The organism is Alteromonas aestuariivivens, assembly GCF_003367475.1.
Classification (GTDB): domain Bacteria; phylum Pseudomonadota; class Gammaproteobacteria; order Enterobacterales; family Alteromonadaceae; genus Alteromonas; species Alteromonas aestuariivivens.
This window is the reverse complement of the sequence record NZ_QRHA01000001.1, coordinates 1-23,192: the sequence shown is the minus strand read 5'-3', so window position 1 is coordinate 23,192 and position 23,192 is coordinate 1. Positions and strand designations below refer to the sequence as shown.

15 protein-coding genes and 1 rRNA gene are annotated in these 23,192 nt (G+C 50.4%); 10 read left to right on the top strand and 6 right to left on the bottom strand.

Annotated elements, in window-relative coordinates; all coding sequences use genetic code 11:
* The first annotated feature begins 79 nt into the window (after positions 1–79).
* Entirely contained in the window at positions 80–391 is a 312-nt protein-coding gene (locus DXV75_RS00085; RefSeq protein ID WP_115591197.1) for an Mpo1-like protein, read from the top strand.
* Between the two features lie 51 nt (positions 392–442).
* On the opposite strand, the gene DXV75_RS00080 is transcribed toward DXV75_RS00085, so the two are convergent.
* Entirely contained in the window at positions 443–811 is a 369-nt protein-coding gene (locus tag DXV75_RS00080; RefSeq protein WP_115591196.1) for a hypothetical protein, read from the bottom strand.
* Between the two features lie 98 nt (positions 812–909).
* Positions 910–1,911, bottom strand: a complete 1,002-nt coding sequence (locus DXV75_RS00075; RefSeq protein WP_115591195.1) for a LysR family transcriptional regulator — start codon at positions 1,909–1,911, stop codon at positions 910–912.
* A 478-nt stretch (positions 1,912–2,389) separates the two neighbouring features.
* Here DXV75_RS00075 and DXV75_RS00065 point away from each other — a divergent pair, with 478 nt between their 5' ends.
* The 3 genes from DXV75_RS00065 to DXV75_RS00055 all read left to right on the top strand — a co-directional run bounded on the left by DXV75_RS00065 (position 2,390) and on the right by DXV75_RS00055 (position 7,226).
* Positions 2,390–5,053, top strand: coding sequence for a TonB-dependent receptor plug domain-containing protein (locus DXV75_RS00065; RefSeq protein WP_115591193.1), 2,664 nt, complete (start codon positions 2,390–2,392; stop codon positions 5,051–5,053).
* Positions 5,054–5,202: 149 nt separating this feature from the next.
* Positions 5,203–6,024 (top strand): sulfite exporter TauE/SafE family protein, encoded by an 822-nt coding sequence (locus tag DXV75_RS00060; RefSeq protein WP_115591694.1) that lies wholly within the window; start codon positions 5,203–5,205, stop codon positions 6,022–6,024.
* 29 nt (positions 6,025–6,053) lie between these two features.
* Positions 6,054–7,226 (top strand): pyridoxal phosphate-dependent aminotransferase, encoded by a 1,173-nt coding sequence (locus tag DXV75_RS00055; protein WP_115591192.1) that lies wholly within the window; start codon positions 6,054–6,056, stop codon positions 7,224–7,226.
* A gap of 41 nt (positions 7,227–7,267) precedes the next feature.
* On the opposite strand, the gene DXV75_RS00050 is transcribed toward DXV75_RS00055, so the two are convergent.
* On the bottom strand, positions 7,268–8,338 hold the full coding sequence (locus DXV75_RS00050) for an MBL fold metallo-hydrolase (protein ID WP_115591191.1): 1,071 nt from the start codon (positions 8,336–8,338) through the stop codon (positions 7,268–7,270).
* 195 nt (positions 8,339–8,533) lie between these two features.
* Here DXV75_RS00050 and DXV75_RS00045 point away from each other — a divergent pair, with 195 nt between their 5' ends.
* The 3 genes from DXV75_RS00045 to DXV75_RS00035 all read left to right on the top strand — a co-directional run bounded on the left by DXV75_RS00045 (position 8,534) and on the right by DXV75_RS00035 (position 11,852).
* Positions 8,534–10,885: a DNA polymerase II gene (locus DXV75_RS00045; protein ID WP_115591190.1), complete on the top strand. Its 2,352-nt coding sequence runs from the start codon at positions 8,534–8,536 to the stop codon at positions 10,883–10,885.
* A 28-nt stretch (positions 10,886–10,913) separates the two neighbouring features.
* Positions 10,914–11,417: a SixA phosphatase family protein gene (locus tag DXV75_RS00040; protein WP_115591189.1), complete on the top strand. Its 504-nt coding sequence runs from the start codon at positions 10,914–10,916 to the stop codon at positions 11,415–11,417.
* Between the two features lie 234 nt (positions 11,418–11,651).
* Entirely contained in the window at positions 11,652–11,852 is a 201-nt protein-coding gene (locus DXV75_RS00035) for a hypothetical protein (protein ID WP_115591188.1), read from the top strand.
* Positions 11,853–11,875: 23 nt separating this feature from the next.
* Here the strand turns inward: DXV75_RS00035 and DXV75_RS00030 are convergent, their stop codons facing one another.
* Entirely contained in the window at positions 11,876–12,964 is a 1,089-nt protein-coding gene (locus DXV75_RS00030) for an efflux RND transporter periplasmic adaptor subunit (protein WP_245953071.1), read from the bottom strand.
* Positions 12,965–12,976: 12 nt separating this feature from the next.
* Positions 12,977–16,111 (bottom strand): efflux RND transporter permease subunit, encoded by a 3,135-nt coding sequence (locus DXV75_RS00025; protein WP_115591186.1) that lies wholly within the window; start codon positions 16,109–16,111, stop codon positions 12,977–12,979.
* A gap of 376 nt (positions 16,112–16,487) precedes the next feature.
* Here DXV75_RS00025 and DXV75_RS00020 point away from each other — a divergent pair, with 376 nt between their 5' ends.
* From DXV75_RS00020 to DXV75_RS00010, 3 genes are read left to right on the top strand one after another with little or no spacing between them, the layout of a single operon-like run.
* A complete protein-coding gene (locus tag DXV75_RS00020) occupies positions 16,488–18,644 on the top strand; it encodes a hypothetical protein (RefSeq protein ID WP_115591185.1) in 2,157 nt (718 codons plus the stop codon).
* A gap of 43 nt (positions 18,645–18,687) precedes the next feature.
* The gene (locus tag DXV75_RS00015; protein WP_147291772.1) at positions 18,688–20,925 is read left to right on the top strand and encodes a toll/interleukin-1 receptor domain-containing protein; all 2,238 of its coding nucleotides are present in this window, start codon (positions 18,688–18,690) and stop codon (positions 20,923–20,925) included.
* A gap of 8 nt (positions 20,926–20,933) precedes the next feature.
* On the top strand, positions 20,934–22,778 hold the full coding sequence (locus DXV75_RS00010; RefSeq protein WP_115591183.1) for a response regulator: 1,845 nt from the start codon (positions 20,934–20,936) through the stop codon (positions 22,776–22,778).
* Positions 22,779–23,070: 292 nt separating this feature from the next.
* On the opposite strand, the gene rrf is transcribed toward DXV75_RS00010, so the two are convergent.
* Positions 23,071–23,186: ribosomal RNA gene (gene rrf, locus DXV75_RS00005) — 5S ribosomal RNA — on the bottom strand.
* Between the last annotated feature and the right edge of the window lie 6 nt (positions 23,187–23,192).

The following is a 23,192-nucleotide window of genomic DNA, read 5'->3' as shown; positions in this document are numbered from 1 at the left end:
ATCCGGGCTTTGTCCCGATCTGGCATCTGGGGCCAATCAGCTTTATTGTTGAAACATTGCCATTTTATCAAAAAGAAATATGAACAAACCCGATTCATTTTCGAGCTTTCAGGCGTTCTACCCTTACTACCTGCAAGAGCATAAAAACCGAACCTGCCGACGCCTGCATGTAGTTGGTAGCCTGCTGGTACTAACCATACTTCTGTACGCTGTGGTATTCGGGAACTGGCCACTGTTGTGGTTTATCCCCGTTGTGGGCTATGGCTTCGCCTGGGTGGGACATTTCTTTTTCGAACACAACAAACCCGCCACCTTCAAACACCCAATCTACAGCCTGATGGGTGATTGGGTGATGCTAAAGGACGTATTGACGGGAAAACTTCGCTGGTAACGCGGGTGTTAAAAAGCTGCTTCATTTTACAGGGGCGGAGTCATCATAGCATTACTGGTTCTCACCCTGCTGCATTACCGCTGACGTGACATCCACGCCCTGCTGAATCCACTCACTGGCCTGCTCGGGTGAAAAATTGTTGTCCCGCCACTGCATGGCCTGTTCCAGGCTCAATCCAAGTGCGGTCCAGTCTGCGGCTGACACAACATCAAAATCCCGTTGCATCCACTGCTGGGCCCGTTCGGGCGAAATACCAGCGGTTTCCCAACCGGTAGCGGCCTGAACGTCAAACCCTGCCTGCTGCCATTCGCGCGCCTGCTGGGGAGCAAAACCGGCGTGTTGCCAGGACGCCACTTGTTTCTCATCAATACCAGACCAGTCTTGAGAAGTTTCCTCTGTTGGAGAAGAACTGCAGGCCATTATAAATATGCTTACAAGAAGAATGAATCCTCGCATTGGTATTTGCTCCCAGCCATGAGTGATGAACCCTAACTGTAGACCAAAAAGCCGCTGCGGGATTAATTAAATACTGTGAGCCTCTCCACGGGCAGTGCCTGCGCCGATTCAACGTCAGGGGCAAGCACGCCGCGCCATTGATCTAGTTGCTGAACCTGGGCCACAACCCGTTTTATCACACTGATCATTTTCAGGCTGGCATCATTAATCGGCACATTTCTGTTGGTTGCCAGCAGTACTGTGCGCTTCATTTCCGGGCTGACTATCTTAATGGCCTTGAGCAACTGGCTTTCCTCAAGATGGAAAGTAGCGGATGAAGGCAAAATCATCAGCCCTTCGCCTTGCATGACCTGTCGTAATCCGGTCATCAGTTGCCCGGAATAGGCTTTGTCATGCTTCAAAGCAACACCGGTAGACTGTTCGTAACTGGCAATAAGTTTACCCAAGGCGTCTTTGGGGCCCGGAGTTAACAACTCATACTCACTCAGTTCCCAGAAATTGATGCTCTGTCTGTGCTGCAAGGAACGGTAAATTTGCGACTGTTCGCTTACCCCCAGCACCAGATACATATTTTCTTCTATCAAAGGTTCACAATCCATCACCGAGGCAACTACGTCCTGCTCGTAGGTGATGGCAATATCAACCTGGCCTTTCTCCAGCCATTCCCGCACTGAGTAAGAAGGCCCGGTGCTGATCTCCAGCTTCAGCTTTGGAAACAACTGATTGACTGAAGAGATGAGCGACATCGACAGCACATTACCCACCGACGGCAGCATGCCAACCCGCACGGTTCCTTCCTGATTGGCCACCAGTTGCTGGAGTTCACGCTTGGCACTGTTGATTTCCGACATCAGCTTTCTGGCATGGGCCGCGAACAGCTCCCCGGCCGCCGTCAGGCTAATGCCTCTGAAACTGCGTTCAAGCAGGGTTGCCCCCATCTCCCGCTCCAGATTGGCAAGTTGCTGACTGATGGCAGGCTGGGCAATATCCAGCTCTCTGGCTGCACCAGCAATACTGCCTTTCTGAACTGTAATAAGAAAATACTGCAACTGTTTGGAGTTCATTGGACCTGCCCATTTACCATACGGTTCTTTTCTCAACCCTCGAATATCACTAAATGTTGATATTTGGTTATTGTAATTTCCGGGCCACTTGATCCGGCTAATCAGCCTGAATTCAGCAAGTTGTATGCCACGGAGCAATTTTAGCCAATTACAGATCTGTAAAATTAATGTAAGGCACCTAAACCGAAAAAACTTTTTTGCTGCAAAATCAGATGCGGGCCTTGTTGAATTACAAGGGCTGCAATCCTCATTCAATATTTTCCTTATACCCCTCAATATTCTTTTTTCTTCCGCTCCCAGTCGTTTGTTTCTTAGTCTGTATCCGTCACAAAAAGCCCCTGTTCATGATTCTAAAAACAATAACTGCATTGAACTGGTGCTGGCATGAGCCAAATTTGGGCGAATTTTTGGTAGTACACAACTTCCTGAACCGCCAACAAGAACTACACACAATCAAGCAACATTTAGGGAACACTCAATGAAACTAAAAAAACTCAATGCAGCGATACTGGCTGGTTTAGCAGGTGCATCATTGTCCCTCGCCACCACCAACACCTATGCACAGGAAACCGAAACTCCAGACGCGGAGCCAGAAGCAATTGAAAAGATTGCCGTTGTTGGTGCAAGGGGTGCACCACGTTCGGTCACGAGCTCACCGGTACCGGTTGACGTCCTGAGTGCTGAAGACATTGGCGCTGTTGCTTCATCAGATATGAACGACATCATGATGACCCTGGTTCCTTCCTATACACTTTCCCGTCAGCCTATCTCTGATGGTGGTACATTCATTCGCCCAGCTCAATTGCGCGGCCTGCCAACCGATAAAACCCTGGTGCTCGTTAACGGCAAGCGTCGTCACCGTGCTGCATTAGTACAAATCGGTGGTTCAGGGACACAGGGCCCCGACCTTGCCACTATCCCTTCTGCCGCTTTGGGCAGTGTGGAAGTATTGCGTGACGGAGCCGCAGCACAATATGGTTCTGACGCGATTGCCGGGGTAATTAACTTCCAGCTCAAAACCAACGCGGAAGGCGGCTCAGTCACTCTGGATGTCGGTCAGTATTATGAAGGCGACGGACAGCAGTACACCGTAAGTGGTAACAAAGGTTTTTCACTGGGGGCTGATGGTTTCCTGAGTATTTCAGGTGAAATAACCGACTCTGAAGCCACCCTCCGTGGCGAACAGTATTGTGAAAGCTGGTTCTGTGTGGATGACCAATCGGATGAGTACATTGCAGCTGCAGAGGAAATGGGCCGTTCCGCGCATGGTACAGACGGTGTAGTGCAGCCTTGGGGACAACCCAACTATAGCGGTGCAAAAGTGTTCCTGAACGCCGGCTATGCACTGTCTGCAGATATGGAGCTTTACAGCTTTGCCAACTACTCCGAAAGTGAGGGCGATGGCTCTTTCTTCTACCGTTATCCTAACAACGGCACCATCCAGGACCTGCGTGAAATCGACGGTACCATTTACTCACCGCTGGAAAAATTCCCGGGTGGTTTCACGCCGCGATTCTTCGGCGATATTACTGACTACTCATTTGCTGCAGGCCTGAAAGGTATGGCTGGCGACTTAGGTTATGACATCAGTGGTCGTTATGGTTACAACGAAATCTCTTATACCTTGGCCAACACCATCAACCCATCAATGGGCAGTGCATCTCCCACCAAGTTCCACCCCGGAGACCTGAGCAACGACGAATTGCAGTTCCAGGCCGACTTCACCTATGATTTGGCGGAATACGTTCTGGCATTTGGTTTGAGCTACATGGAAGAATCCTATGAGATTTCACAAGGTGACGAACCATCGTATCTCGTAGGCCCACACTCACTTCCTGATCCATACGGTCTGTGTTCTCGCGAGGACATTGGTTTCGGACTGGCTACCGATGAACAGGTGGCAGCCGCTATTGCTAACGGACTGGATTGTGCTAACAACACCACAAAAGATTCTAACGACGATGGTGTTGAAGATGACGGCATCCCTGGCATTGATCCGGTTTATCAGGCTGTGGGCGTAGGCTCCAACGGTTTCCCTGGCTACTCTGCTGATTACATTGGTACTTACGAGCGTGACTCCTATGCAGTATACGGTGATATCTCGGGCGATCTGACTGATTCCCTGTTTGCCCAGGCAGCAATTCGTTACGAAGACTATTCTGACTTCGGTTCAGAACTGGTTTACAAAATCGCCGGTATCTACAAATTAACTGATGAGATCGCAATACGTTCGTCCTTCGGCACAGGTTTCCGTGCGCCGACTCCAGGGCAGCAAGGTACCACCAACGTATCAACCCGCTTGCCAAACGGCTTCCCGGTTGCGACAGGTTTGTTCCCGGCTAGCAGCCCGGTGGCCCAGGTTCTTGGCGCAGAAGCGTTGAAACCTGAAACCTCAACCAACTTCACATTGGGTATGACTGCGGATTACGGCGACTTCACTCTGACTGTGGACTATTACCACATTTTGCTGGAAGACCGTGTTAATGCAATTTCAACCAAAACAGTTTCAACTGACCCGGATTCAGGCGAGGCCTACGAAAATTTCCTTGCACTGGAAGCTGCAGGAGTACAAGGTGCCAATACCATTGGCGGTGTGTTCTACTTCCAGAATGCGTTCGATACGGTTACCGAAGGCTTGGACGTTGTTGGTACCTACAGCATGGAATCTGACTTTGGTGATACCGTGTTTACCGCCTCGTTTAACTACGGTACCAACGAGTTCGACGGTGACCCGGGTTCGCAGTTTAATCTGGAAGACAGATTTGACTTCGAGAATGGCATTCCCAGCACTCGTGGCGTATTCTCGGTCAAGCACTCCATGGACGACTTCAGTGTGCTGGCTCGCTTAAGCTACTACGGTTCCTACGAAAACTCGGATGGTATTATTACTGACGAGGAAACCGGTACACCTATCAGCGTGCGAAGCATCCAGAAGTTCGACCCTGAATACATGTTTGATGTTGAAGGCACTTACCACATCAGCGAAATGCTGTCGCTGTCAGTAGGGGTTCGTAACCTGTTTGATAACTACCCACAAGCTGACACCATTGGCGAAGCCTGCTGTGGACGTATCTACCGTTCAGACTCCATCGTAGACTGGCAGGGTGGCTACTACTACACCAAACTGGCTGCTAAGTTCTAATCATGGCTTTAGCAGTATTTAAAGCAATCAGTAAGTCGGCCCTTCGGGCCGACTTACTCCTGTCTTCGTTAAAGCGCATGCTTCTGCCTGCGCTTTTTTTCGGTCTTATTTTCTATTTTAGCCCTTCTGATCTCTGGAGTAGCGAAGTTATGGAACTGGAACTGGTCTGGTTTGTCCTTACGCTTTGCACCGCAGGAGCTATTGCTGGCATAACCTCAGGCCTGTTTGGCAACGGTGGTGGCTTTGTGGTGGTTCCGGCATTGTCTATCGTATTTCCGTTTTTCACCCCCGAATCCGACGAACTTGTGAAAGTGGCGATTGGAACGTCTCTGGCTTCCATCGTGGTTTCCAGTGCACGCTCGGTTATCGCGCACAAAGCCCGAGGCGCTGTGGATTTTGAAGTATTAAAATCCTGGGCAATCTGGTTAGTTCTGGGTGTTGTCGGCGGTGTTCTCATTGCCAACGTAACCAGCAGTGCAGGCCTGACCGTAGTCTTCGCGGCAGGAGTGTTGTTGTACTCAGTGTACTTCCTGTTCCCAAATTATGTGGTTCGCCCAGGGATGTACTTCTCCATGCCAACCGGCATCGGCAAAGCTGTACTGGCCTTTGTATTAGGCGGCTTTTCCGCACTGCTGGGCATTGGTGGTGGCACACCAACGGTTATCACCATGGTGATGTGCCGCAGAACCATGCAACAGGCCGTGGCCACCGCAGCTGGAGTTGGTTTTTTGATTGGCCTTCCCGGTGCAATCGGGTTCCTGTTTATGAAACACCCGGAAACAGCCAGCTTGCCCGTTGGCACCATTGGTTACATCAATATACCGGCCCTTATCGCCATCAGCATTGGCTCTATCATGACAGCGCCAATTGGAGCATCGATGGCACACAGTTTCAGCGAACTGATGCTTAAGCGCTTGTTCGGCATCTATTTGGTAATTGTATCTGCTGCAATGTTCATCAAAGCATTCTGATGCAGTTCAAATAAAAAGAGGAATTTGTAATGACTTATAATCCTTCAAGAAGAATTTTTTTAGGTGGCAGTCTGGCTACCACAGCATTGGGTGCATCGGGCATTCTGACGTCCGCCGGGCTGGCCGCTGCCCCCGAAACTGTTCTGCCCAAAGTACAATACGGGCCTACCCCAGGCATTGCCAAACTGAATGCCAATGAAAACCCCTACGGCCCAAGCCCGGATGCATTGAAAGCCATTATGGAAGCGTCCACCAGCGGCGGGGCTTACTACGCTTACACTGCAGCTATGACGCTGATTGACATGATTGCGGAAAGGCATGGTCTGGCACGTGAAAACATCTCAATGAGCTCAGGTTCAAGCCCGGTACTCTCTTACGCTGCACTCGCCGCGTCCAAAAAGGGAGTTATTCTAGGGCCGGACCTGTTCTGGGACACCACTTCCAAGGCTCCTCAAAAGCAGGGCGCGCCGGAAATCCGCCGGGTTGCCAATACCGCTGAACTGGGTATTGATCTGGACGCCATGTATGACGCCATCGACGATTCGGTAGGCATGGTACACATTACCAACCCCAACAACCCTACCGGGACCATCGTAGACCCGGTAAAACTGCGTGAATTTTGTATTAAAGCTTCGAAGAAAACCCTGGTACTGGTTGATGAAGCCTACAACGAGTTGACGGATGACCCACCGAAGCACTCCATGATCCCTCTGGTAAAGGCGGGCCATAACGTTATCGTGGCACGAACGTTTTCAAAGATTTATGGCCTTGCTGGGTTACGGGTAGGCTATATGATTGCCTCGCCGGAAAATACCCAGTGGATAAACCAGTACGGAATGGGCGGATACACGCTTAACCAGGCGGGCCTGGCGGCAGCAATCGCAACCTACAACGATGATGCGTTTTTGACTTTTGCCAAAGACAAAATCCTCGAAGCCAGGGACATGGTAATGACGGCGGTAAAAGCAAACGGCCTGACCGCTTTGCCATCCAGCACCAACTTTATCTATGTAAACCTGGGCGACGGTGACGCAGACCTCTTCCGCGCTGAGATGGAAAAACACAACGTGCTGATCCGTGGCAAATATCGCACCTATACCCCTTGGTCGCGCGTGAGTATGGGTAAAATCGAAGATGTGAAAATGTACGTAGATGCTATGCCCAAAGCACTGGAAGGCATGTACAAAGCCATGAAGAGCTGATATTTCATCAACACTCTAAGGCGCCTTCTGGCGCCTTTTTGTTAGACCGGAAAAATTCCCATTCCTCCCTTCAGCTCAGCAGGGCCTGCTGGATATCTCTGCATGGATACCGAATGGTATTCGTAAACGCCCGCATTGTTCATGCGTCGGCCCATCCTTCGCTCTGACAGCAAAAAATTCAGGTGTGCGAGACATTCGGCAACCGCAAAATAGAGGTTGTATCCTGTCAACTTGCGGTTAAAAAGAGTGGGCAGGCATTCATACAGAGTTCGGGGTTGATAACAAAAATCGAGCAGCGCATTGAGATGGGTATAATGGTGTTGCACCAGCGAAATAACCCGGTCTGCCACCCGCCGAAACGGCCGATTGTGTGCAGGCAATACTATGACGTCGTCCGGCAGTGCGCTGAACGGCATGAGGGATTCAAAATAATCCCGCAGGCTGTCCGCTTCCGGTTCGGTGGCATAACAGCCAATATTCGGAGAGATGGAAGGCAGTATATGATCCCCGGCCAGCAATACCCGCTTGTCGGCACAATAGAGGCAAGCGTGTTCAGGGGAATGCCCTCGACCAACCATCACCTGCCAGCTGTTACCTCCAATATCCAGCACCTGACCATCTACCAGTCTGCGATAGGCCAGTGGGACAGCACTGACCACCGCCCCGAACCCCTGCTGACCAGCCACCCTTTCTTTCACCATATCAGGCGGCAATCCTGCCTGAATAAAATAAGCTTCATCGGTCCACCGGGCCGCATCATTAGGCCCGGGTAAAAGGGCCCGGGCAGCGAAATATTCCCGCTCGGTCATCCACAGAGGAACCCGAAACCTGTCGCACAACCAACCGGCCAGGCCAAGGTGGTCCGGGTGCATGTGGGTTACCAGAACCCCTGCCAGGGGTTTGTCCAGATCATCAAGTACAGCCAGCCAACACTCACGGGTTAGGGAGGTATTTAACCCCGTATCCACCAGATACCACCCTTCCTGACTCTCAAGCAGATACAGGTTTATGTGGTCCAGTTCGAATGGCAATGGCATTCTTAACCACAGCACGCCGGGCATAATTTCAACGGTCTGCTGAAGTTGGGGCAACGGAAAATCCAGATAAATCATTTAATAAATCTCTTTATTTATGGCTATGTTCTACGTTCAAGCCAACCTAAAAACAAGACGGCATTAAGAATGGAACCCGATAATTCAACCGAACACTCCATTACTGCCCTGTGTTTCACGGGTTTTGTAGCAAAGTCACCCACCCTGCGGCACCAACTTTAAGGTAAACTAGCCTGGCATTCACGAGGTACTTTCATGCAGGTTGAAAACGGAGATGGCTTTTTACTGACAAGGCGAACGCTGCGACTGGGCAACCGGGATCACGTTGAGTTGTGGGTTGCTACCATACGCGGGCCAGTAAAGTTAATGTCTGCAGCTCAAAACCCGGTATGTTTTTCCCCAACCCACCAGCATCAGAAAGTCAGACAATTAATCAGTCAACACAGGTTGTCTGTTTCACTTGAGGACACCAGCCTCAAAACGCTTGAACAAATTCCATTAGTCATGTTGCGGGCCCGCAACGAGTCAGAGCAGTTCCGGCTTCGCAGGCTGGCCGACGAACATGGCTTAAGCCTCTATGAAGCCGACGTCAAATTGCAGGACCGCTTTTTGATGGAGCGATTTGCCTATGGAAGTCTGTCCTACCAGGCGGAAATTCCGGATGCATCTGGCACCCGGCTGAATGCGAAGGTCAAAGGAAACACTTTCTTGCCTCAGTTGCGAGCCCTGAGCTTTGATATCGAATGTGATGAACATGAGCGGCTGTTTTCCATTGCCGTTGCCGGTCCGAATTGCAATCGGGTAATGATTGTGGATATTGGGCAACCCTTTTTATCCGATGGCCTCCGGCCTGATTATGAAAGAATTCGGGTAACCACCGAAAAGCAGCTGCTGGAAGAATTTCAGCAAACGCTTACCCAAGCAGACCCCGACATACTCTTGGGCTGGAACGTAAAACAATTTGATCTGGCGGTTCTGGAGCGGGCTGCAAAACGCCTCGGTATGCCTCTGAATATAGGGCGCGAACACTCCCCGCTGAGTGTACGGGAGTGGGAAAACGGGCAAACCATTGTCGAGGTGCCGGGCCGTTGTGTGATTGACGGCATTGAAGCGCTCAAAACCATGACCTACCATTTCGAGTCTTTCTCACTGGACAATGTCGCTTCTCAGTTACTCGGAAAGAACAAGCTCATCGTCGATGAGGACAAACTGGGCACGATAAAAACATTCTATCAGGAGTCACCCGACGAGCTGGCAGATTACAACTTTCAGGATTGCGTGCTGGTGAATGAAATCGCCGCCGCCACCCGAATGATCGATTTCCTCGTGCTGCGCAGCACACTTACCGGTTTGGACATGAGCCGGCCGGGTGGTTCAGTGGCCGCATTTCTCAATGTTTATCTGCCAAAACTCCACCGGGCGGGCTATGTGAGTGGCTTGCGCCCGCAGGACGGTGGCCTGGCCAGCCCCGGTGGTTACGTGATGAACTCTGTCCCCGGCCTGTACCGACATGTGCTGGTGCTGGATTTCAAAAGTCTGTACCCCTCTATCATTCGTACCTTTAAAATTGACCCCATGGGGCTGGCAGAAGGGTTGCTGCAACCCGAGTCTGCCATCCCTGGATTCAAAGGTGCTTTCTTCTCACGCAACAAGCATTTTCTGCCCGACATAATCGCGAATTTATGGGCACAGCGGGATGAAGCCAAACGCCAGCAGGATGCCCCACGTTCACATGCTATCAAGATCCTGATGAACTCCTTTTATGGCGTTTTGGGTAGTGGTGGCTGCCCGTTTTACGACCCCCGTCTGGCGAGCTCAATTACCCTACGGGGGCACCAAATCATGCAGACTACCGCCCAGTGGATTACAGAGCTTGGTTACCGGGTTATTTACGGCGACACGGATTCTACTTTTGTTCACCTTGAAGGCGTAAGCGAGGACGGGCATGCCATTGAAATTGGCAAGCAGCTTGAATCCGCGATAAACCAGAGGTGGCGTGCAAAGCTAAAGGAAGAACTGGCGCTCGATTGCTTTCTGGAAATAGAATTTGAAACCCATTTCAAACAGTTTTTTATGCCTACCATACGCGGCTCGGAACAAGGCAGTAAGAAGCGTTATGCTGGGTTAATCAGTAAAAATGGTCAGGATGAACTGATATTCAAAGGGCTTGAAAACGTTCGCTCCGACTGGACCGATGTTGCCAAGGATTTCCAGAAAACCCTCTATCGCAAAGTCTTTCTTGGTGAGAAAGTGGAAGAGTGTGTACGCGATACCGTATTGAGCATTCGCAGTGGCCAACTCGACAACCGCCTGGTTTACAGCAAACGGCTGCGCAAGCCATTACAACACTATACCAAGTCAGTCCCCCCTCATGTGAGGGCCGCACGCCTTGCGCAGCAGCAGTCTGGCACAGCCCGCTACCAAAACCGCACAGTAGTTAAGTATGTAATCACCACTCAGGGGCCGCAGACCACTGAATGCCAGACCCACCCGCTGGATTATGAACACTACATTGAGAAACAGATACGTCCGATTGCCGACAGCATCCTGCCATTTATAGATTTAAGCTTTGACGCCCTGGCCAATGAACAGCTAGGGTTATTCTAATGCCGCCCCACCGGAGCGCCCGGCCGCAATGTTCAATTCCTGTATCAGCCTCTGCAGCACAGCGGTACTTTTCGTAGTACTGTTCACCTACTCATTGACCTGTTGCGCTGCAACCACCCTTTACCTTACCCGCCATTACGAAAAAGAAAGTCTGCCATCGAACCCGCCGCTCAGCCCAAAAGGGCAGGCCAGAGCACAACAACTTGAAAAAGTTTTGCAGAGCACGGATATTGCCGCAATCTATTCCACCGAGTACCTGAGATGCGTGCAAACGGCCACCCCTCTGGCACGGTTAAAGGGTCTGACCCTCAATTATTATCAGCCAACGGAATTGGTTGAACTCGCCTCAGCACTGCGAAAAAATCAAATTAACGCTTTAGTGGTAGGCCACAGTAACACCACCCCGGAACTGATTCGATTGCTCGGCGGGCCGGTGTTTTCAATCAAAGAAGAGGATTATGGTACTTTGTTTGAAATCACCCTTGATGCTGGCACCACCACCGTCACCCTTCATTCGGTGCAGCTTCCCTGATTTGATGAAAAAGAAAGAAAAAGATGTGCGCAGTCCAAAAATAATCCTGCTAATCTGTAACAAGGGAGCTGTAGCTCGCTTACCACTTTATCCCCGGAGCCCTCGCTTTACGTATAGAGCCTTGTCATATGCGAGCTGCCTGCGGGTATTCATTCGCATAAAACCGTGACCTGTGCTGAACATAGACGAAAGCACAATGCGCAGTTCAACACGAGAAACACCAGAGGAAAAACCATGTCGCAGGCAAGAATGTCCATACTCGGTCATTTCGGGCTGTTATTGTTCTCAGCTGCTGCAAGTTTGCTGTTTTTCGCCGCTTCATTTATTCAGAGTAACCAGGTTTTTGCTGTCACCCTGCTTTCTTTTGCCTCATTGGAGCTAATGCTAATCATCAGACAATGGCTCGACCCAGGTAAAGGTTCATCCACCCGCTGAGCTATCAAACACACATCAACAGGCTAATTAAGCGCAGCCAACTCTTCCTCGGCCCCCTTTAAAAAACGTACCTTTTGCCCCGGCCTCAGGACTTCCGCTCCGCGAACAACGACGGGCGCACTTTGGGTGACATTTCCAAAAACTTCAATTCGGTCTCCCACCCCAATTCCGGTTTTAACCGCTACCTGGCTGGCCTGATTTTCCGTGTCAATCTGGTAAATAAAAGCACCGGCCCTTCGCAGCACCAAGGCATCCCTGGGCACCGTCATCCCCTTGTGATAGGCACTGTTAGGCAATGCCACGCGCACAGCACTGCCAATAGCAAAATCATCCGGCGCCAAGGTAACCCTTAACTCCATCATCCTTGATTCTGCATTACCCACCGGAACCAGCGCTCTGACGGGCAGACTGGCCTGATGATGTCGATTTCTGACTACAACCTCCATTCCCCGCTCTATGTAGGGAATGACACTCAAGGGGGCTCGGACTGTCGCTTCAACCTGGGTAGGGTCGACGATACGCATCAGATTTTGCCCAACGGCGGTATATTCGCCCGGTGACTGCAAGCGGGCCACAACCAATGATGCAAAGGGTGCCCTGACCTCACTTTGAGCGATTTGATATTCCGTCAGAGCCAGGTTCAAGCGCGCCTGCTCCAACTCCTGGTGAGCAACATGCAAATCTGCCTCCGCTTCATCCAGTTCATCTTTTGAGACGTTCTGGCTTGCCGCCATACTGGTGAAACGGGACAACTTGCGGTCCAGCATTTCCACCCGAGTCTGCCACTTTCTGATATCTGCACGATCCTGGCTAAGTTCAATCTGCAAGCGCTGGTCATCCAGTTTTACCAGCACGTCGCCAGCTTCCACCTCATCCCCAACTTCCGCCATCCAGATAACCCGCCCGGCAACTTCCGAAGCAATATCAGAATCAGTGCGGCTTACGACGGACCCCGGCACCCATATTTGTTCTGCAATGTGTTCCAAGCGAACATCACCAATTTCAACCAGCAACGGGGGCTGCTCCGGGGGTTGCTGTGCCTGCGATGTCTGATGGGCTGAGGCACCCAACAGTGCTATCAGCATTAATGAACTTTGAACTAGCTGTCCCATAATCCCCCTCCTTCAATTGATATCATTAAATTTTTGCTGTTTCGCCTGCCCAAGGTGCCCGCCGGAAAAGGTGCCTGCCTGAGCATCCTGTGAGCGCGTGCTCCACTTGGGAAGCTGAAGTTGCAAAAGGGTTGGCAGCAGGATCAGGGTAAAGACGGTGCTAATGGTCATGCCTCCAACAATAACCGCAGCCAGGCCCCGATAAATCACACTGCCGGCCCCCGGCATCAGCATCAGCGGTAGCATTCCAAATATGGATGTCAGCGTACTCATAAAAATCGGCCGCATTCGTAACAGAATGGCCTGGTGCACGGCTTCCCGGCGCTCCAGCCCCTGGCGCTCTCCATTACGGGTCTGGTGCACCAGCAAAATGGCGTTATTAACCACCAGCCCAAGCAGGATGACAAAACCAATCATGGTGAGCAGATCCATGGGCTGAAAAGTGAATACATTCAGGATCCGTATGGCCAGAATTCCCCCCACGGTAGCCAGTGGAATGGAAACAACCACCAGCAGGCTGTCTTTGAGTGAACGAAACAGGCCTGCCATCAACATTACAAGCAAACCCATGGCCATCAAAAAATTCTGACTCATTGTGCTGATGGCCCCTTTCAGGCTGTCAGCACTGCCGGCATAGTTGATGACTCCATCGCTGGGCATCAGTGCTGCAATTTCAGGTTCAACCTGCTCCTCGATGGTATTCATGGCTTCCTCCAGAGTCATACCTTCCGGAGGATTGAAATTCAGAGTCAAAGTTCTGCGCCGATCCACCCGCTGAATCTGGCTTGGGCCCACGGCCCGCTCAATTGCTACCAGCTCACCAAGCTGAACCATCTCACCGCCGGGAGTCATTATGGGTGTGGTGGCCAGTTGCTCCGGGCTAGCCCAGTCCTCGGAACGAAAGATGATGTTCATCCGCTTAATTCCGTCAAAATACTCTCCGACATAAAGACCATCGCCCATGATCCTGACCAGGTTTGCAAGCTGCTGACGGGTGTAACCCACTTCCATCATCCGGCTGTCATTTGGCGTAAACTGAAGTTCTGGCTCTGCTTGTTCAAGCGAAGGATTGGCACGAACATTGGCTCCAGGGAAAGTGGCTCTGAGCAAATCCAGACCAGTCTGCGCTGCGGCAGCCAGGCCCTCCTGATCCGTGGATTGCAGGCGCACGTCAATAGAGCGCCCGTTGCCGAAGCCCCCAAACAGATTCCCCTGCATTGCAAAGGCTGAGGTATCGGGCAGTTCTTTCAGTATTTCGTCCCTTACCAATGCCTCCAGTGTTTTAACCTGGCTCTGATCACGGGCCCGGACTCCCAGTGTGCCGCCATTGGGCCAGGTGATGATGTAATAATTCTTTAACGCCGGCTGCTTTTCACCGGCCATATAGGGTTTGAGCCGCTCAACCACCAAATCCATAACTTCGGCCTGAACAAATCCATCACTGGCTCCGGCAGGCAGGTTAAAAAAAGCATCGACGGCATCCCGCTTGACCGGTGGCAAATAGTCCAGTTTTGGAATCAACAGGAAACTGGCACCAACCGGAAGACCCATTAACAGAAGAATGATCGCGGTTCGGCTCCCCCGACCTGAAGTCAGCCTCATTACAGCGTTGCTCCATGAAGCCCACCGGGCCGACAAACGATCATCCGGTACTTTATGATGCAACCAGCGGCTGGCTACAACCGGTAAAACCGTTACTGCAACAACCAGAGAAATGCTCACCGCAATAGCAATGGTAAGAGCAAGATCAGCAAAAAGTTGGCCTTCCACATCGTTGAGAAACATTACCGGGATAAAAATGGCTACCGTAGTCGCTGTGGAGGCCACTAAGGCTCCGAAGACTTCCTTGGTCGCTTCGTAGGAAGCTTCTTCACGATTAGGGATAGTTTTTTGCTTTCTCACAATGTTTTCCAGCACCACTATCGCTGCATCCAGTACCATACCCACTGCAAAGGCCAATCCGGCAAGCGAAATAATATTGAGTGAGCGGCCAGTGATTTTCAGTACCACGAAAGTACTCAGCAGGGAGATAGGAATAGCAAGTGCCACGATAAGCGTGGCACGCATCTGCCGCATAAACAGCCACAGAATGCCAACAGCCAGTAAAATGCCCATAAACAAATTACTGGTCACCAGATTGATTGCCCGGTAAATGAATACCGATGCGTCAAAAGACTGCACCATGGTAAGTTGTTGGTGAGCAAGCTCCGTTTCATTTAATGACGCTACCCGGGCTTTTACCGCTTCCAGAGTCGACAACACATTGGCACTGTTTTCCCGGTCCACCCGAACAGATATGGCCGGATTGCCATTCTGCACACTGTAATTTGAACCGTCTGCCCGCCGGATGCGAATTTCCGCAATATCCTGCAACTTGACCGGGCTACCATTACGCCATTCGAGTATCATCTCGCCCATTTGTTCGGGCGCGTAGCGCCCTTCAAACCGCAGGGTGTAACGACGGCGACCAACATCGACAAATCCTCCAGAGACATCATTTGAACCTCCCAGCAAACTTGCCGTATTGTTGAGGTCAATACCCAGTTCTGCGGCTCTGAAAGGGTCGAACACAATCTGAAACTCCTCGTCCCCTCCTACTCCACTCTCCATTCTAACCCTTGCCACCCCGGGAATTGACTCCAACTGCGGGCGCACGACATCTTCGAAGTAAGTCACATAACTGTTTATCTCGTTGGGATTACCTGGCAAACGCTGGAGAAAGAAATACGTTAGCGCTGGAGCCCCCCCTCCCCATCCGCCCATCATAATGCTGGGTGAAAGCGCATCACGGGGTAACGGTGGAACCCGATTCATGCGACTAATTACCTCAATCAGTGTCTTTTGCATGTCGGTTTCCAACCCGAACTCGAGGTTAATCCAGGCGTTTCCCTGGTTAGCCCAGGCATTCATGCTGCGTAGGCCGGGCAAGCCCTGTAACACTTCCTCCTGCGGTTCGAGTATTTCAGATTCGATTTCCAGTGGAGATGCGGCCCGCCAGAAAGTCTGGATAGAGATGGTTGGGCGCTCAATATCGGGGAAAAGCTGTACGGGCAACTTAAACAGGCTGTGCAGACCAAGTGCCGCAACAAGCGCCACGACAATGGTCACTGCAGATACATTTCTTATGGCAGAACGGGTTATATCCATGGGTGTGTCCAGCGCAAGTGCAGATGTTTCACTATAAGCCGGACAAAAAAATACCAGGGCAGAAATCCGATAAGTGACCTCTGAACGAGGTAAGTTACCCGAACCAATTCACTGCTCCAAAATACGTTGTTTATCTCAGTTCAGTGAACTCGTGTTTTTGTAGATTGGTCGGATTGACTGGCTTCACGATGGCTATCATGCAGCACTGGAAACCACAAAAAGAGCACTCTCCAAACAGTCCAGCATCCCATATGGAATAAGCACTTTACAGCTATCGCCACACCACAATAGCTCAATTTTTGACCAATTAAATTTTATGAACTAAGCTGAATTACTTTAAAAATAAAACACTTATAGTTAGTGCCAAGGATGATGTATGTTTGCTCTGCGTTCCACCATTTGGGTTGTATGGGCAAGCTTGTTGGTGTTGGTCAGCCCGCTTGCTTTCAGCGACAATTATGTTGCAGGTGCCAATTACTCCAACGGGCAGGTGTATGCTCTATGTTTTGATCAGGACACCGGTACTGCGATTCGTTCAACCACGAGCGCTGACGGAGGGACAAAACCCGCCTCCCTCACTTTTTTTACCGGCAACAGTAATGAGCTGGGCAAAGACCAGCTCCAGCTATTTGTTGCCGATGAAAGCGGGCAGATCAGAAGGTTCTTATGGGGGGAAGAGTTCACCGTCGGTGAAGAACCCCAGAAAGACTGTTCGACTATTGTTATCGAACCTACGGTGCAGCTTTACAGCAAAAATGATGGCACCGGCCCTACTGCGCCGAATGGTTTGGTGGTTGCACCAGAACAACAACTCGTAACACTGAGTTCTGCAAATGGCGGAACCGAGAGTTCTATCTGGCGTTTTGACTTGCAGCAATCTCCGGTAACCGCCCCACAATCCTTGTTACCTGAATTAGTGATCGCTGCGCTCCCCTTCGGTGAACTCAATGAATCCCTCGTCTTACCCCAAAATATGGCGAGTACCGCGCTTCACAGCGACTTACTTGTTGCCACTACATCACCCGCAGCGATCATTAAAATAGACAGCAAATGCCTTGCCCCCGGGGCCAGCCCCTGTGGCACTGCCGATTGGCAGGAGCTCATCGGCGGTTCCGGCTCTGTCCCTCTGGCGGCAGATCCTGCGGGTATTGCACTCCTGCCGAGCCCCCATCAGGACATTCTTTTGGTGAGCACCCGCTCTGGCGACGTTGCAGTATATAATCTGTCCAGCGGCCAGGCCGTACTTGATAACCCAGCGCTGATCTCAGGCCTAGGCCAGGGTAAATTCAAAATAAAAACCGCCCGAAAAGTGGACATTGATATCGAACAAAACAGTCGGGTAATTACCTTTGCTGCCAACCTCTATGTTGCTGGACGCAATAACGGTAGTGTTGTTCAGATCGGCTTGGAAATGGTGGAAGGAAATCTGGAACTCAGTTCCGATCCTGTTTTGACCGTAAACCAGGGAATAGAACACCCTCGAGGGCTTGCCACAACATCCGAGGACTTTATTCGCATTTTTGGCTGTACAGAAAACTGTCCGGATGAGATTTTAGTAGATATTTCAACGGTAATTGAACACAGCTTTGACGTTTCTGCTCAAACCGGGGAACCTATCAGCGGCTACATTGGTGAAACCGTCGAAGTGTTTAAAGATGAGCGTCCAGCCTGCCAAGGCCTGAACAGTACAGCAGCGCCTCAACCTCTGTATATCTGGAATAATCAACTTTACACCTATGATCCGGACCCGGTCACACCCACCGATCCTGTGTCAACCAGTGTCATGATTCCATCTCAATATTGTGGATCTCCAGCCAACGATCCGCACATTTTGTTAATTCGCACTATCTCCAACATCGATCCAACTCTGACAGATATCAAACACCGCGCCTATGACACCGATCTCGATGAAGATGGAGTTGCCGATCTTGATTGCACGTCCGGTGATGCGAGTCAGTTTCCCGCCGTAGGTTGGGCACCGATCCCGGAAACGAACGACCCTCCTATTGTTGAAGGTCAAACCATGATCGACGTCATCACAGGTTGCGGCAGTTTGCGCCTCAGAACCCGAACCATGTCTTATTTTATCCCCAATCTGAGGGTTCGCCCTGTTGCGTCTGCAACAAAAGGAAAAGGTAAGCCCGGTAAACAGAATTTCACGTCATTTGGGCCGATATTAATTGCAGAGTACGACGGATTACAACGGACTTTGGAGGAAGCAAACCTGACATCCGGCTGTATTGTCAGCACCCCCACCCTGGAAGAGGTCTACACCTCGATTAGTGATATTCAGTCCGACATTGAGAGAGGACGGACACGTACGCTGCAAAGTGACACGATGGCTTTGTTTGAAGTTTTGCGTAACAACGAGTTGATGATCTCCCCCAAAGGGTTAGGTTGCCCATTGAATTATCAAGGGGACGTTAAGTCTCGTATAACTCATCTGTACTTTTCTACCGCCACCAAACTTCTGGGTCAAACATGGGTTGAAGGGTGCAATGAAGAAAACCTGATTGAGCTTTGCCTGCAATGAAAACAACAAAATAAAACAACATATCTACAAGGACACGACAAAGGTGGAGAGCCTTCAGTACAAGGCATTTATCAGTTACAGCCATAAAAATGCAAAATGGGCGCATTGGCTGCACAACGCGTTAGAAAGCTACAAAATCCACAAACACCTTATTGGTGAAAAAACCGAAGCTGGTGTCATTCCGGATAAGCTTTCCCCAGTATTTCTTGACCGGGCTGAACTCGCCAGTGCCACCGACCTGGGAGCGATGCTCACACAAAGCCTGGAACATTCCTGGTGCCAAATCGTCATTTGTTCGCCGACATCTGCAAATTCTCACTGGGTCAATGAGGAGATCCTTACCTTCAAACGTCTGGGACGGGAAGCGCGAATTTTCAGCCTGATTGTGGCTGGAGAGCCGTATGCATCAGCGACCAAAACACCTGAACTGGAGTGCTTCCCCCCGGCATTACGGTATCAGCTAGATAACAACGGCAACCTCTCAGACAAGCCAGCCGAACCGATTGCAGCAGATGTACGAAAAGGAAAAGACGGCAAAAATAACGCATTAATAAAAATCATAGCAGGCATGCTGGGTGTAGGCTTTGATGTACTCAAGCAGCGGGAATTGCAGCGCCGTCACCGGCGCCTGGCATGGCTAACCGCCTCAGCCATGACCGGAATGGTCGTTGCCTTGGGGTTGGCGATTAATGCTTACCTGGCGAGAAATGAAGCCAACAAACAGCGCATTCGAGCGGAAGTAGAGGCAGAAACAGCCAATCGAACCGCCAATTTCATGGTTAGTCTGTTTGCAGTTTCTGATCCCAGTGAAGCACGCGGCAACACCATCACCGCACGGGAAATTCTCGATCAGGGTGCAAAGCGAATTGAAACCGAGCTAACCGAGCAACCGATAGTCCAAACCACCTTGATGCACACAATTGGTGAGGTGTACACGGCGCTGGGACTATACAACAGAGCTCAGGATTTGCTTAGCCAAACCGTGTCACAGCGGCAGTCACTTTTTCACCAGACAAAAGTAACCGGTGAAGAACTGGCAGACAGCCAGGGGGCATTAGCGAAGGTAAATACTGAACTGGCAGACTTTGACAATGCGGTAACTCTGTATCAACACGCCATAGATTTATTAAACCAAAGCAACGCAGAGAATCAGCAATTACAGGGGGACTTGCTGGCCGGGCTGGCAGAGGTATTTTTCCGCATGGGTCGCTATGAAGACGCAGGCCCCTTATTGCAGGAGGTGGTTACACTACGCACACAAACTTTCGGTTCCCCATCGCTTGAAGTTGCTGACAGCATTCAGCAGTTGGGTCTGAATTATTACGACCGTGGCGACATGCAACAGGCAGAATCCCATTTACTCCAGTCTCTTGAAATGGTGAAAGGTTTAGTCGGAAGCGAACCCCACCCAACGCTGGCTGAGAACATTGGCAATCTGGCTTTTCTTAACCATGTAAACATGCAGTTTGATGAAGCTGAGGCACAATATATCCAGGCGCTGGAAATGTATCGCACTTTACTTGGGGATGCACATCCAACCGTCGCAGGTGCCTATGCAAACCTGGCTTTTCTGTACAACGATTTTGGTAAATATTCCGAGGCCAAAACCATGTACCAGCAGACTATCGAAACTCTCAGGCAGGTATATGGCCCTTCCCACCCCAAGATTGCAAAAATCATGAACAATTACGCCTACTTATACCATGACATCGGCGAGCAAGAGCAAGCATTAGCCATAATAGGGCAAACCGTCAGTATGGCTCAAAAGGAACTTGGCGATAACCATACCGACCTGGCCCGATATCTTTCTACCCAGGCACGCTGGCTAGCTGAAGCCGGTGAATATTCCGAAGCTGTCCCACTTCAAAGGCGCGCCCTTGAAATTAAGCTGGAAACACTGCCGCCAGGCCATACCGATATTGCAACCAGTCAACTGGATCTTGCAGAGGCACTTGCCGGGATAGGTGAATACAAGGAAGCCAGTGCATTGGCGACGGATTCACTCAACTCCCTGATAGAGTCAGTAGGGGAAGAGCACTGGTATGTCGCAGCTGCACAATTGGCATTGGCAAATACTCTGTTGGGTGAAAATAATACCCATGATGCAGAAGCGTTGCTTCTGAAAAGTTACGATCACCTTCAACGCAGCCCTGCCGTACCAAATGTATACATAGAAAAGGCCTTAAACCGTCTGATTCTGCTGTACAGCCAGACTGGTCAGCAATCCGAGAAAGCCAAGTACCAGCAGTTGCTCACCAACCTTAGTGCAGAGCCCGGATAACAAAATACATGGACGATTCTATAACCCATCTGCCTCTAAACCATGGCCTGATCAATGATCATAAATTTACCGACAGCTCCAGCCAGACGCCTTTTGTCATTGGGATTACCGGTCACCGCAATCTGGATGAAAGTGCAACCGATTACGGCATAACCAAAATTACCGAACTCATTGAGCGGCTGCAGGCGCGGCTTAAACATACTCCTCTTATTGCGATAACCGGTATGGCTGATGGTGCAGACAGAGTTCTGGCCAAGGCTGCGTTGGCATGCAATGTCAGGGTCCATGTTCACCTGCCTCTGCCTTTACAGGAATACCAAAAAGACTTTAACGAAAGCTCATGGCATGAGTTTCAGCAAATCATCGCCAATGACAGGGTGTCTGTGCAGGTTGTGGAGCAGCTATACGATAAACAGGACCACCCACCAACGGGTTTGGCCCGTGACCAACAATACTGGGTACTCGGGCAACATCTTATCAGTGCGTCCAACCTGCTGATCGCGATGTGGGATGGTGAAAACACAGGCTTGGTCGGCGGCACCTCGGACGTTTTGCTGGATTACCTCAATATCCTTCCAGGCCCTGCTCATAAGCCACAAAGCAGAAAGACAACCCCTGTCAGCTACGTGTACATGGACGATGCGTCCCAGCTCAAGGGGCGTATCGCTTATTGGCTGCCGGTAAAGAAAACCTCCGGGACTTACAAACAATTTACCAGAAAACAATTGCGCAGAAGTGACTGTTATCTGTCGGGTGAGTTAGGCAATAATGAACTGGAATGTTTTCCCGCCATTCCATCCAGCCTGATGGATGATTTGAAAAGCCTTGATGAATACAATGCAAAAGTGGCTGAATTGCTTGAGCAGGGAGAAATACAAAGAGATTACAGCTTGCTCAGGGGATACAACAAGGATAAATCTCCGATTCCTTTCGCATTACTGGAAAGTCTTGATGAAGAGTTTCTCAAAGCAGATGCCGTAGCCGTAGCAAACCAAAAACATTCTGACAGTCAGTTTGCGCTATTCAGTATCATTGCCGCCAGTATGGGCCTGTTATTCCTGCTGTACGCCAAAATTGTTGCCGATAGTTTGTTGTTAATTGGTTACCTGCTACTTTTGATTATTGGGCTTATTTACTACAAGAAAATTCAGCAAAGGCACAGTTTCACTCACCACCTTTCATCCAGAGCGCTGGCAGAAACCCTGCGAACCCAGTTTTATCTGACCCTGATACGTCAGAACAATCACCGTCACCCACCAAAAATTATGAATTACTGTGGCGTGAGCCAATTCAGGGGCGTCAATTGGATTAAGCAGATCATCCTTTCCAAGGTTCCCATGCATTTGCAACACGAGAAAAAAGATACGCATCTGAAATATAACCTGGATTTTGTGGTTAAAAACTGGGTGCAGGAACAAGCTGAGTACTTTACCCGCAAAAGCAAAAATTTGTCTGAGCGTCACCACAAACTCGAGCGCATCAAACAGATCCTTTTCGTAACGTCAGCAGGCCTGGCGGCCATATTGGTCCTATTCAAATATCAACTAATGTCCATCGAAATTTATCCCACGATCTCTCTGAAAAATGTAGCCATATTGCTGATGGGGCTACTTCCCTTTCTACTCGGTATATGGGAAATCTATCAAACCAAGATGGCCGTTAAGGAATTGTTCTGGCAATACAGAAACCAAGCACAGTTGTTTGACGAAGCTATTCAACACATTGAGTCAGCCACCACAAACGAGCAACAGTGCTCTGTGATAACCGAACTTGCTGAACGTGCTATGACAGAGAACTACATCTGGATCATCCACCGCTTTCACCGGGAACATGAGCCCCCATCAGCAGGTTAGTTGAACACGGAATAAAGCGAATGAACAATTTCATTCGCGCTGTGTGAACGACCCGAGCTCTGCGAGGGGCTGGACCAGCTTGCTGGGCGTGACTGGACATAGCACCAGGGACGGGTGAAGAGCGGTGAGCGCAGCGAACGAGGGGTGCCAGTGGCACACCTCGAGTGAAGAACGACACGCCAAGGATGGCGCGGCTGGAAGCCCCCGCATGGACGCTCCACTCAAGACATGTTTATCAACCGAAAACGAAAAAAGCCCACTCGTTTGAGTGGGCTTCTTCGTATAATTGGGAGTCTGGCGGTGTGCTACTCTCACATGGGGAGACCCCACACTACCATCGCCGCTAATACGTTTCACTTCTGAGTTCGGAATGGGATCAGGTGGTGCCGTATCGCTATGGCCGCCAGACATAAA